Below are 12,792 nucleotides of genomic sequence, written 5' to 3'. Positions count from 1 at the left end.
ATGTATCTTAAAATAAGCAAATCTTTATGTTATTTATTTTGTTTATTTTGGCTAATTTCCCTGCCAGCAATAGTTTTTTGTCAATCCTTAGAAAATAGTAGAATTTCTAAAATAGAAATTAAATTTAAAAGCACTTTTAAGGATCAAGAAGAAAAGGCAGAACTACGAGATATTATCAATTTATATCCTAATCAACCTTATTCTGCTGTAAAAGTGCGAGAAGCTATACTAAAGCTTTATAAATCTGGGCGTGCTGCTGAAGTAGCAATTGAAGCAAGCCCAACGCCTGAAGGATTAGTTTTAACTTTTCTTATTACTCGACAGTTACGAATTGACCAAATAACTTTTTCTGGTGATCAAGTTTTCCCTGCTACAGATTTACGCTTGCGTACCATTGGATTAGAAGAAGGTAGCCGAGTTTCACAACCAAATATAGATAGGTCGGCTGAAAGTCTAGTAAAATTTTTTCAAGATGCTGGTTACTTTCAAGTAGCAATAAACACTAGCATACAACCTGATGAAAGCAAGGAACGAGCTAATATAGATTTTCAAATTTTAGCAGGTAGCCGTGCTATAGTTTCAGAACCACTAACTTTTACAGGAAACTTAAAACTTGATCCTTTTTCTTTAATACCGCTGCTTAAAACTCAACAAGGAAGCCCATTTTCACAAATTAGCTTACAGGAAGACATAGATTTACTGCGTAAGCGACACCTACAATCAGACTATCTTGACCCAGAAATTGGTAATCCACAAATAAGCTATAATAGCGATAACAACACAGTAAAAGTAAATTTAGCTATAAATTCTGGCCCAAAAACTACGGTTTCAGTAAGTGGTTTAGACATTTCTAATAGCAAACTTCGTGAAATACTTCCAATGTTTCGTCAAGGCGGAATTGACGATTTTACTATAGAAGAAGGTCGTAGAAACTTACTTGAGCTAGTTCAACAAGATGGCTATTTTTTTGCTCTTATTGAAAGTAATAAGCAAGATATTGATTTAGACAATTCAGAAATTACTTATTCTGTAGATCGTGGTCAACGCTATAGAGTATCAGATATAAGATTAATAGGTACAAATGAATTTACATTAGAAGACATTGCTGAGACTCTAAAATCCCGTAAAGCAGCCTTTTCTGCTCGTGGTATCACTAGCCAAGATTTTCTTAAGAGCGATAGCGAAACTATTTCTAATAGATTAAAAGCTTTAGGCTACATCAACGCACAAGTAACAGAGCGACGTTTAGGAGTATCGCCAAATAACCAAAATTTGATAATTACTTTTGTTGTAGAAACAGGATCTAGAGTTTCTATAGCAGCACGCTCTTTTGTTGGAAATGAAATCTTTACTGATGAAGATTTCATTAGTATGTTACCAAAAAGAAAACTTGATTATTTTTCTCGTTCTCGGCTAAATGAAGACCTAGAAGCTATCTTAAATGCTTATAGTAAAAAAGGCTTTGCCGAAGCACAAGTCACTGTTCAAGTAGAAAATATTGATGAAAGCAATATTAAAATTAAATTTAATATCCAGGAAGGTGATCAAGTTGTAATTAACCGTGTTGTTATTAATAATCGTGGACGTGCTAAAGAACAATACATTAAAAAATATCTTACTTTCCAAGAAAATGGCCTCTTAAAAAGAGATGATTTTAGCAAAAGCGAACAGCAACTTTATGCAACAGGAGCATTTAAGTCTGCTCAAATTCATAGCGAGCTAATTTCACGTGATGGAAACCGTGCTTTGCATGATGTGTTTGTAGAAACTGCCGAATCTATGGCTTATACGCTAACTTATGGCTTTGGCTATCAAAGCGAAGATGGAGCGCGGGGACTACTGCAAATTTCTAATGTTAATTTACTAGGACGACTTCAAACCGGTACATTAACCTTAAGGGCAAGCCCACGTGAGCAACTGGGTCAAATATCTTACCTTTTCCCTAAACCTTTTGGTTTGCCTATTAACCCTTTATTAGTTTTCTTTTATCGGAATCGTAAAGATACTAGCTTTACTTCTCGTCGTTTTACTGCTCTACTCCAAATAGAGCGACAAATTAATGAAGAAACAGATGTTTTTTTACGCTATACATTTGAGGATGTAAATGTATTTGACTTAAGAGTTAATAACATAATACTAAGGCGTAATGAAACACCTGTTAAATTAGGTCGTGTCTCTGGAACATTTGTTAGTGATAGTCGAGATAATATTTTTAATGCAACCAAAGGGACTTTTACCTCTGCTGATTTGTCTATAGCTTCAACGGCTTTAGGAAGTGAAAGAAAATTTATCAAGCTTTTTGCAAATCACCAGCGTTATGCACGTGTTCCAACCAAAGCTCCAGCAATTTTTGCAGCAAATTTACAACTTGGACTAGCTAGAACATTTGATGAGCGCAGAAGATTACCTTTAACAGAAAGATTTTTTGCAGGTGGAGCAAATACTTTGCGTGGTTTTGGTTTTGAAAGAGCCGGCCCTCGCAACACGCTTGGTAGAACGGTAGGCGGTAACGCACTACTTATCTTAATTTCAGAGCTACGTTTTCCAATTAATAATCGACTTGGAGGAGTATTATTTTACGACACAGGAAATGTTTTTCAAAAAACTTCAGATATTGCATTAAAGAAATTTTCTAACACGATTGGCACAGGTTTACGTATTGCAACCCCAGTTGGGCCATTAAGATTTGATATGGGATTTTTAATTAATCCTGGAGTACCTGAAAGAAGAATCCAGTTTCATTTTAGTTTTGGTCAAGCTTTTTAATATATGATAAATAAGGTTTTAGTAGCATTAACATTTATTTTTTTGTTTTCAATAAAAGTTGTTGCACAACCAATTTTGGTTGATCAACTAGTGGCTACAGTCAATAACGAAGCTATAACACAAAGTGATATTGTCTGGGCCTTAGCATTAAATCCAGAAGTAGCTAATAGCTCTAGTTTAAGCGAAAATTTATCATTAATGTTAGAGCAAATAATTGACCAACGTTTGTTGTTATCAGAAGCTAACCGTTTACCTAACCTAGAATTTGATAAAGCAGAAATTTCCCAGGCAATTACACAGTTAGTTAAAAAATTTCCTAATGAAGAAATGTTTTACCAACGCCTTGAGAAAGTCGGGCTAACAGCCGAAGTGCTACAACAAATTTTTCGGGATCGTTTGCTAATTTTGAAATATATTGATTTTCGTTTTCGTGCTTTTGCGTTAGTTTCAGAACTTGAAATACAGCAATATTATGATGAAAAAGTAAAACCAAAATTATCAGAAGGAAAATTTTCTCCTCCAGAAAAGTCTAGCGACGAGGAAAGAAAGCTAATTGAAGCTATTTTGGTTGAGGAACGAGTTAGCCGACAAATTGAGCAATTTTTAGAAACAGCACGACAACAAGCAGACATTGTTAAAATAGCTGATTTAACAAACTTGAAACTGACAATATTAGAGTAAAAACTAAGAAAAATATTTATTGCAAATTTATATGGACAAAATACTTAGGTTTGATCAAGGAACAATAGTTTTAGAAGGCTTTTCAAAATTACCTACATCAGTTGAGAGTTATTTTTATTATGATGCAAGGGTTGATGCTTACCGGGCTTCGTCTCATCATTATTTTGAAGTAATAAATAAAATTAAACATTTAATTAAAACCAACAAAGCAGCTAAATATAGAAAGTTACAGCTTACTACTTCCCTACCCTTAACACCTTATCCACATCAACAAGAAGCAATAAAGAGTTGGAAAGCAAATAAAGGGCGTGGCTTAATCGTCTTGCCAACAGGAGCAGGAAAAAGTTTAGTAGGCGTTTTAGCCATACTTTGGGCTTCGCGTACTAGTTTGGTTGTTGTTCCAACACTTGATTTAATGCACCAATGGTTTGCACTGCTAAAAGCTAATTTTCCAGATGTTGAAATAGGCTTAATTGGCGGCGGTTATTATGAAGTTAAAGATTTAAGTGTGGCTACTTATGATTCTGCGGCTAGGCATATGGAAAGATTTGGTAACTTGTTTGGAATGTTGGTTTTAGATGAAGCTCATCATTTACCAACAGAATTTTATAAAAATATTGCAGAATTTTCCCTTGCTCCCTATCGCTTAGGATTAACGGCAACACCTGAAAGGTTAGATTTACGTCATCACGATTTACCAGCATTAATTGGGCCGCTAGTTTATCGACGAGAAGCTATTGAGCTAGCAGGCGATATTTTAGCCCCTTTTCAAATTCGCCGTCTTTATGTTGAACTTTCAGGAGCAGAACGCCAAGCTTATCAAGCAGCATTAGAATTACGAGATAATTTCTTAAGACTTAATAATATTTCCTTAAGAAGTCTAACAGGTTGGCAACATTTTGTTATGATGTCGGCTCGTACTTCTATAGGTCGTCAAGCAATGAGAGCGCACCGAGAAGCCAGACGACTTGCCCAAGCAGCACCAGCAAAACTTCGTACTTTAGAAGTTATACTTTTACAACACCAAGAAGAAAAAACTGTAATTTTTACTGAAGATAACGCTACAGCTTATGAAATTTCAAAAACTTTTCTTATTCCTTGTATCACCCATCAAACACGAGTAAAAGAGCGTCAGCATATTTTAACTTCTTTTCGCTCAAGTAGTTATAAAACATTAGTCACCAGCAAAGTCTTAAATGAAGGTGTAGATGTTCCTGATGCTGCAATTGGAGTAATTTTGTCTGGAAGTTCGGTTAATCGTGAATTTGTTCAACGACTTGGGAGAATTTTACGCAAATCAGAAGGTAAGCAAGCCGTTTTATATGAAATAGTTACACGTAATACCCAAGAAGAGCGAGTCTCACAACGTCGCCGAGAAGGTGTCTTACTTAATACTGATGAACCATCAACTAATAATGAGCAAAATAATGCTTTACCGTTATTTGATACCAGTAATTTAGATAGTGATGGCGAGGAGGAATTTTAGTGCTACCTAGCGAATTACTACGTAATAGTGTTAAAGCTGGACAAGCTTATCCTTTCTACTTAAAAGGTGAAAAAACATCTTGGGCAGCAAAAGTTTTACAAGTAATTAATGAGCAGAACGGTCAAAGTCGGGGCGAGTTGGACGAAGCATTAAAAGCTTTAGAAGGCGATTCACCAGACTATCAGCTAGTTAGAGGTTTAGCCCATTTAGTATTAGCAGACGCAAACTTTAGTATTGCCTGTGAAATTGAGCCTGAAGTTTTACGAGAGGACGCATTTTTACTAGCTACAAAATATGGTCACGGTACAAAACAAAAAGAGCAAGTATTGCAGGAATTAGCCATTAAGCATAATTTACCAGTGGAAACAATTCCAGACGCTTTATATGCAGATTTGCCAGAAAACCACATACTTACAGGTGTTCCAGAAACAACAGCAGAAAAACTAGTGGATTTATATAATTTAGCTCAAGCTCAAGGGTTACTTTATTATGCTAAATGGCTGGTAATTCATGCCTATCGTAACGAGCCAGGAGAATACCGAAGGCTTTTTCATCGCTTAAAGCTTTATGGGCTAATGTATGCTGTAGAAGGAAATTTAGAAGATGGTTATAGAATTCATGTTGATGGCCCAGCAAGCTTATTTCATCAAACCCGGCGTTATGGGGTAAAAATGGCTGCATTTTTGCCAGCATTATTACAGCTAACCCGCTGGGCAATGGAAGCAGAGCTTGAAATTAAAGGGAAAAAAACAATTTATGCTCTAACTTCTGAATCTGCATTAAAATCGCATTTTCCTAAGCCTCCGGTTTACGATAGTTTACTTGAAAGTGCTTTTGTTGAACGTTGGTCAAAAACTGATACAGTTTGGGTAATAGAGCGAGAAGTAGAAATAGTTGACTTAAAAGGGACAGTTTTTGTTCCAGATTTTGCTCTACGTCATCCTGATGGACGAGTTAACCATGTGGAAATAGTAGGCTTTTGGCATCCAGATTACTTAAAACGTAAATTTGATAAGGCTCGTAAGCAGGAATGAAAAACTTGTTACTAGCTGTTTCTGATAGGCTTAACGTTACTGACGAGCATTTAACAGGTCTAGCCGGGCCAGTAATTTTTTTTAAGGGTAAACTAGAACCAAAAGCTGTGTTAGAAGTAATAGAAAATCTAGAAGACAAAGAAACTCTATAGATAATGATTCGATTTTTGTTTATGGAAGGTTTTTACCTGTTGCCATGCTTGATGTGGCTGACTATACTTAGCTAGCTTATCTTTTTTATTTAACAACAAAATTTAGGAGTTTATTTTATGGGAAGCAAATTTTTCTATGGTATGTTTGCCTTTACTCTAGCTTTCCTTTTTAGGATTAATTGGCTACTGGGCAGTAAATAAACAATATGTCTCTAAATCAGAAGGCTATTATCATGGTTGCCCTAAATATAAACAATTTAATAAAAATACTATTAATAGAGATCCTATTCTCTACAAAAGATAAGTAAATATCATTAATTAATTTGAAAATACTTTGGTAATTATTTATTACTAAATTTTAAGATTTGTCTATGAAGAAATTAGTTTTATCTATATTGTTACTTAGTTTTTTTACCATTAAATGTTTTACCTAAACCGTTAATTTACTATAATTTACCACAAGCAAATAAATCAAAACCTGCTACTGACTGGAAAGAATATATTTCTAAAACTGGTAATTTTGCAGTTTTATTACCTCCAGGACAACCAGTAGAAGAAAGCACTCCACAAATTCGGGTGAGACTTGATCAAGGCCCGCGCACCTATGGAGTGGCTCGCCTGGACGGTTTTAAGTTTGCTGAAACAGCACAAAAAACTGTGGATGGAGCAGCAGACGATTTTCTTAACACTTCTGAAGGCAGGCTAGTTGATAAAAAAGTGCTTGCTATTGGTGGTTATCCTGGGGCATCAATAAAATTCCAAACTGCTGAACCTCCTGGGACTACAGAAGCACGCTTTTTCTTAGTAGGCCGTTATATGTATGCCGTTATTGCATTTACTCGTAATGGTAGTAGTGAAGATGAGGCTAATAAATTTCTTAATTCTTTTCGCTTACTAAATAATAAGGTTTAATTTTCAAACTATTATTTTAGTAATTCAAGCATTTGTTCTGGGCTAAGTCTTGCTTGGAGTAGACGGTTATAAAGTTCGCCTAGTTCTATAAATAACTCTGGTGAAATAGAGGAAAGCAAATCAAATTCTATATAGCTTTTAGCTTTGCTACTACGTAGGTGCAAGAATTGGCCTTTAACAATTTGTTGTTCAGTTAAGATATTTGTATGGCGTTTTCCCTCTACATATAAATCTGCTGTACCTGCATTGGTATAAGCTAAAATAGCTATTCCGCCTTCTTTACTAGTATAATTACATAAACGTAGAGCTACTTCTGCAATTTCGATGTTATTCATAAAAACCTCTTTATTATTTTATAAGCTTGCTTTTATATGCCACAGTTGCTTGACAATTTTAATAGCAACTAGTCATCATTCTCGTTTTCTACGCCTAAGTTAATAATATTTTTAATATTTCAAAAGGAATTACTCATGCGCTGGTCAAAAATATTTATTCCTACACTACGCGAAACCCCTGCAATGGCTGAAGCTATTAGCCATAAGCTTTTACTACGTGCAGGTTATATACGTCAACTTACTTCAGGCATCTATTCTTATTTGCCACTTGCCCAACGAGTATTGCTAAAAATTACAAACATAATTCGTGAAGAGATGAACAATATTGGAGGACAGGAATATTTATTACCAGCCTTAAATCCGGCAGAAATTTGGCAAGAAACAGGTCGTTGGCAAGTAATGGGCGACAATATGTTCCGTCTTAAAGATCGCAAAGGTGCAGATCTTTGTTTAGGAATGACTCATGAGGAAGTTTTTACTTCAATTGCTCGTGATGAGCTACGGTCTTATAAACAACTTCCTCAAATTTGGTATCAAATCCAAACAAAATTTCGTGATGAAGCCCGTCCTAAATCAGGTGTTTTAAGAGTTCGTGAATTTATTATGAAAGATTCCTATTCTTTTGATTTAGATTGGGAAGGTTTAGACCAAGCATTTGAGTCACATAGAGAGGCTTATTGTCAAATTTACAAGCGTTGTGGAGTAGAGTTTTCTATTGTAGAAGCATCTTCTGGCGCAATGGGTGGAAGTAAATCTAGTGAATTTATGGTTTATTCTGATGCTGGTGAGGATTGGATAGCTAGTTGTGCAGATTGTCAATATGCTGCAAATGTTGAAAAAGCAACTTCGGTTTTACCTGCAATCGTTGATGAGCCTGCACCAGAAAAGGCAGAAAAATTCCCTACTCCAGGAGTAAGAACAATTGAAGATTTGACTACTTTCCCTGGTGGTGCAACAGCAGAGCGACAAATTAAAACTTTGATTTATATGTTAGATGAAAAACCTGTTTTAGTTTTACTTAGAGGAGATCATCAATTAAATGAAACAAAACTTGGTGATGCAACAGGAGCAATTAATTTAAGAGCAGCACATCCAACAGAAATACAAAATTTACTAGGTGCTATGCCTGGCTCATTAGGTGCTGTTGATGTCAAAGATGCTTTTATAATTGCTGATAATGCCTTGCAAGGCCGTAGCAATATGGTGACAGGAGCAAATTTAGATGATCATCACTTAAGAGGCGTAGTAATTGAGCGTGACATTAAAGTCAGCAAATGGGCTGATTTACGTACAGTTGTAAGTGGTGAAGGTTGCCCACAATGTTCAGCTAAATTAAGAGTAGATAAAGCTATTGAAGTTGGACATATTTTCAAGCTTGGAACTAAATATAGTGAATCTATGGGAGCAAAAGTCTTAAACGTAGAAGGAAAAGAAACTCCAATTATAATGGGTAGTTATGGAATTGGTGTTGGTCGTATTATGGCTTCAGCAGTTGAGCTTTATAATGATAAAGATGGAATTTGCTGGCCTGTGTCAATTGCTCCATTTGAAGTAGTTATTACCCCAGCTAATTTTAATGATGAATCTCAACGTGAAGCAAGCGAACATCTTTATAAAGAGTTAATTGCTATTGGAATTGATGTTTTATTAGATGATCGTAATGAACGACCTGGAGTTAAGTTTAAGGATGCTGACCTTATAGGTATTCCTTATCGTGTTACAGTTGGAAAGAAATTAGGCGAAGGAAAAATAGAATTTTTTACCCGTAAATCAAAACAAAATCAAGATATAGCTTTAGATCAAGTTGTTGAACTTTTAAGACATTCTATTGCTACAGAAAAAGTTGTTAGCCGTACAAACTAATAGAGTGTATTATCTCATTGTAATAGTTAAAGTTATAGGTTTACTGCTCTAGATAATCTACTAGAATATTCTAGTTAAGCTACTTTTCAACAGATTGACGATGAATCACCTCATCGATTCAGTGTAAAATATGCTGTGATTTTGGGATTTGCCAAATTTTTTCAATGCTTTGACCAAAATAAAAGCTTACATATTAAAATTAATAGTAAATATTATTATCGTGTTCCTGCTATGATTTTTTCTATTACTGAGCATTGCTAGTCTGTTTGTTCTTTGCTTTTGTTTCGCATCCCTATTCTTTTCACAGTAGCCCCGATTAATTGGAATGCTACCCAAATGCTTGCTACTCTCTCTACCATTGATATATGGCAGGCGCATTTATTCCATAAGCTTTTGGGTTTTGACCAATTAGACCTAAGGCAAGACAATCTATAGTAAAATTATAAACATCATCATTAATTTCACCTTGTTCTCGTAAAAACCAAATATTTCTTTCTGTTTGTGGATTTTTAACAATTCTACGCATAACTGCTAGTAGTGGGTGAGATTTTTTTGTTCCGCTCCCCATTCGATAAGCAGCAATAATAATTAGACTACTATCTGCTAAGGTTGTGCCAAAAGTTGCTCTAAGAGCTATTAATTCTGTTAAAACTTTCTTAGCCATTATATTTAATTCATAGTGTTCTTTATTATTAGTTAATTCAACTAACAATATATAAAAAAGTAATGCTGGTTCTACGCCTTCTTGTCTAGCTAGCAATGCTAGTTTTTCTGTTTGTTGGTTTAATGAAAATAAAGTATTTGCTACTAAAGGTTGATTTTTATAATTTTCAACTCTAGCTTTAATTTCTTGAAGTGCTGTTTCTGGAAAAACATATGGTTTATCATCACTACTAATACGACGAATTAGCTCTATAACTGATCTTTCAAATTGTTGATCTATAGCTTGGGAACTATTTCTTAGTTTCTCTGAAGATGGATTTTCAGTATAAGTTGATAAAGGTCTTAATTTTAGCCCAAATGCCCAAGGATTTTCTCCAATAATTGCAGCAGCAAAAAACTTTGGTACATATTTAATATTTTCATTTTGAAACGGTCTATCTAGTTTTGTGGAATTAGCAACTAGAGTCCAAAAACTACGTTCACGATTTTCACTACTAATAACATCATGAAGGTCTCGTCTAACAGAATCAGGGCTACGATTATAGCCAGCTATTCCTAAAGCAACGCTCATAGCATCGGGCCCAAATTCTGTGATTCTATCAGCCATATAGCTTGCTGCTGCTGGTGACATTTTCTTTACATCACAACGATCATTTGGGTCTACTCCATAAGCTCTAGCCGTTGCAGGCATAAATTGAAATAGTCCTTTAGCCCCTACAGGGCTTTCCAAACAGTCATGATATTCTGTTTCAATCATTACAATATAAAGTCCTACAACAGGCGCAACTCCACGCAAATTAAAGGCTCTAATAATTTCTGGAGCATAAAGACTTGCACGAGCATAAAGACTATTAAGATTTTCACCCCAAAGCCTTGTAGAGCTTGTATTAGCTCTTTGTGCATAAGAATCAACATATTTTTTTATATAGCCTAAAACATCATCAGTAAAAGCATAAGGACGATTACCCATCATCATTGAAATGTGTTGAGCTTGTTTATCAAGAAACTCCAGTTTTTCTTCTTCTGACATTTTTAGATAAAGTTTTACATCTTTTTTTATAAATTCTTCTTTAGGTAAATTATTTTCTACTAAATCATTTTCGGTTATTAAGTCTTCTGTTTGAGGAGTTTCATTAGTTGATGTAGACAAATTATTGTCTGTAACTTCTTCTATATTAGTAGTATTAGATATTTTGTTTGGCTCTTTGGTTAAAAACCAAATTAAACCTGTTATAGCAAATAAACAACTAATCATTACAAAAATAATTTTTACCAAGCTTGTATTTTTAGGAAGTTTATTAACCGGTGTAGTAGTTTTTTTATGAACGGTTGTTAAGGAAGATTTAATTGATATATCAATAAATGTAGTTTTCCCTAATCTAATTTGATCGCCATCATTAATAGCTAATCCTTGTGTTGGCACAAGTTTATTATTTACAAAACTTTCACCATTAGAGCTTTCATTAAGTATCCAAACACGGCTATTTTCTTGATGAATGCTAGCATGGATTTTTGAAAGGCTAGGGTTTTGAATAATAAGATTAGCTTGATTTCCACGCCCTATGGTTAGATGATTAGTTTTCATCTCAAAACTTTGTGTAGATTCTGGAGATCTAATAGTTAAAATTATTGTTGTCATAAAATTAATAAAGCGACGATAATCTTTCTTGTTGTAAAGCAAAGGCTTGTGGATTTTCTCCTACAATGCCAGCAGCAAAAAAATTTACAACATGTTTTGCTGCATCTTGGCTAATCAAACCTTTTTCTACTGTATACCAAAAATCATTTTGCCAGGTAGTCGCTAAATCACTTGTTGCTAATTTAGTTCGCAATTCTCCTGCTTCGCCAACTGTTTGACCATAACAAGCAATAGCATAAACAAAATTGTCTATGCCAAAAACATTAATTAAATCTTTAAGATAAGCTGCTGCAATTTCTGCACCTCTTTTTGGATCATTAAGCATTGTTTCTTGTTCACCTGGTAAAAGATAATTTTTCCCTATTTCTTTAGGAATCTGCCATAAACCTACTTTGCTATTGTTATTAGAAGGTTGAAACTTACTTTCACTTGTTGCCAAAACAAAACCTAACAAAGGGTGTAATCCTTTGTCTCTAAAAGCTTTTATGATTTCCCTTCTATTACGACGTGCATTATTAATTGTATTAATACAATAGCTATTTGTAGATAAGCGTATCTTTTCTACAAAACCTGGTCGCAAATTATAACCACTTTTTTGTGCTATTTGAGCTACTAAATTTGTAGTCATAACGCTTATGTCTACTCTAGGTGTTGAAGAAATATTTCTATCATAATTACTAGAATCTATTGCAGGTGTTGAAGTTGCAGTAGCTATTTCAGCCATTTCAAAAGCTAACAATAAACTTTCTGACTGCAAAGTCTTTTTTCCTTTAGTATCTTCTAATGTGATAGAAAGAATATGATTACTAGTTGTTAAGCTAGGAAATTTTGTAGCTAGTTTTGCAGGCTCAATAACAAGCTTATATGGAGGGCTTTCACATCTAGCAATTTCTACACCGTCTAATTGATAAATTAATGTATCAATATTTTTTGTGTCTTTTACTTCTAACAAAATACTTGTAGAAGCACGAATAACTGAACCACTAGCAGGGCTAACAATATGAACTAGGTTTGTTGGTTTTTGAGGTTCTGGATAAAAAACTAAAAAAATACTAGCAAAAGTAATAATTAAACCTAAAGCTATTGCTGATAAAACTAGTAAAATAGAAGGTTTACTTTTAGGTGACTTTTCTGCTGTAACAAAATCACTTTTTAATTCTTGATTAGGTTCTTTAGCTACTTCTAAATTAGGTTTTTCAAAAGTTGATTTAGGTAAAATTCTTTGTCCTTCTTGATGAAATATAAATTTGCTTGCTCCTAT

General features: G+C 34.4%; 10 protein-coding genes. 7 read left to right on the top strand and 3 right to left on the bottom strand.

From position 1 onward, the window contains the following. The 6 genes from bamA to IPK14_14230 all read left to right on the top strand — a co-directional run bounded on the left by bamA (position 1) and on the right by IPK14_14230 (position 7,031). Complete coding sequence (gene bamA / locus IPK14_14255) at positions 1–2,766, top strand: outer membrane protein assembly factor BamA (GenBank protein MBK7994494.1); 2,766 nt, start codon at positions 1–3, stop codon at positions 2,764–2,766. Positions 2,767–2,769: 3 nt separating this feature from the next. Beyond that, positions 2,770–3,447 (top strand): SurA N-terminal domain-containing protein, encoded by a 678-nt coding sequence (locus tag IPK14_14250; GenBank protein MBK7994493.1) that lies wholly within the window; start codon positions 2,770–2,772, stop codon positions 3,445–3,447. Positions 3,448–3,478: 31 nt separating this feature from the next. Next, on the top strand, positions 3,479–4,933 hold the full coding sequence (locus IPK14_14245) for a DEAD/DEAH box helicase family protein (protein ID MBK7994492.1): 1,455 nt from the start codon (positions 3,479–3,481) through the stop codon (positions 4,931–4,933). Continuing rightward, entirely contained in the window at positions 4,933–5,967 is a 1,035-nt protein-coding gene (locus IPK14_14240; GenBank protein ID MBK7994491.1) for a DUF790 family protein, read from the top strand. Before IPK14_14245 ends, IPK14_14240 begins: the two co-directional genes overlap by 1 nt. Further along, entirely contained in the window at positions 5,964–6,119 is a 156-nt protein-coding gene (locus IPK14_14235) for a hypothetical protein (protein ID MBK7994490.1), read from the top strand. Before IPK14_14240 ends, IPK14_14235 begins: the two co-directional genes overlap by 4 nt. Positions 6,120–6,695: 576 nt before the next feature. After that, on the top strand, positions 6,696–7,031 hold the full coding sequence (locus IPK14_14230; GenBank protein MBK7994489.1) for a hypothetical protein: 336 nt from the start codon (positions 6,696–6,698) through the stop codon (positions 7,029–7,031). An 11-nt stretch (positions 7,032–7,042) separates the two neighbouring features. Here IPK14_14230 and IPK14_14225 read toward each other — a convergent pair whose 3' ends face one another. Next, a complete protein-coding gene (locus IPK14_14225) occupies positions 7,043–7,366 on the bottom strand; it encodes a hypothetical protein (GenBank protein ID MBK7994488.1) in 324 nt (107 codons plus the stop codon). 135 nt (positions 7,367–7,501) lie between these two features. Between IPK14_14225 and IPK14_14220 the strand changes: the two genes are divergently transcribed. Next, positions 7,502–9,229 (top strand): proline--tRNA ligase, encoded by a 1,728-nt coding sequence (locus IPK14_14220; protein MBK7994487.1) that lies wholly within the window; start codon positions 7,502–7,504, stop codon positions 9,227–9,229. Between the two features lie 352 nt (positions 9,230–9,581). Here IPK14_14220 and IPK14_14215 read toward each other — a convergent pair whose 3' ends face one another. Next, positions 9,582–11,573, bottom strand: coding sequence for an FHA domain-containing protein (locus tag IPK14_14215; GenBank protein ID MBK7994486.1), 1,992 nt, complete (start codon positions 11,571–11,573; stop codon positions 9,582–9,584). Further along, the gene (locus IPK14_14210; GenBank protein MBK7994485.1) at positions 11,536–12,483 is read right to left on the bottom strand and encodes a transglycosylase SLT domain-containing protein; all 948 of its coding nucleotides are present in this window, start codon (positions 12,481–12,483) and stop codon (positions 11,536–11,538) included. Before IPK14_14210 ends, IPK14_14215 begins: the two co-directional genes overlap by 38 nt. Positions 12,484–12,792 lie beyond the last annotated feature (309 nt).

Source organism: Blastocatellia bacterium (assembly GCA_016713405.1).
Lineage (GTDB): Bacteria > Acidobacteriota > Blastocatellia > Chloracidobacteriales > JADJPF01 > JADJPF01.
This window is presented reverse-complemented; position numbering and strand designations above follow the sequence as displayed.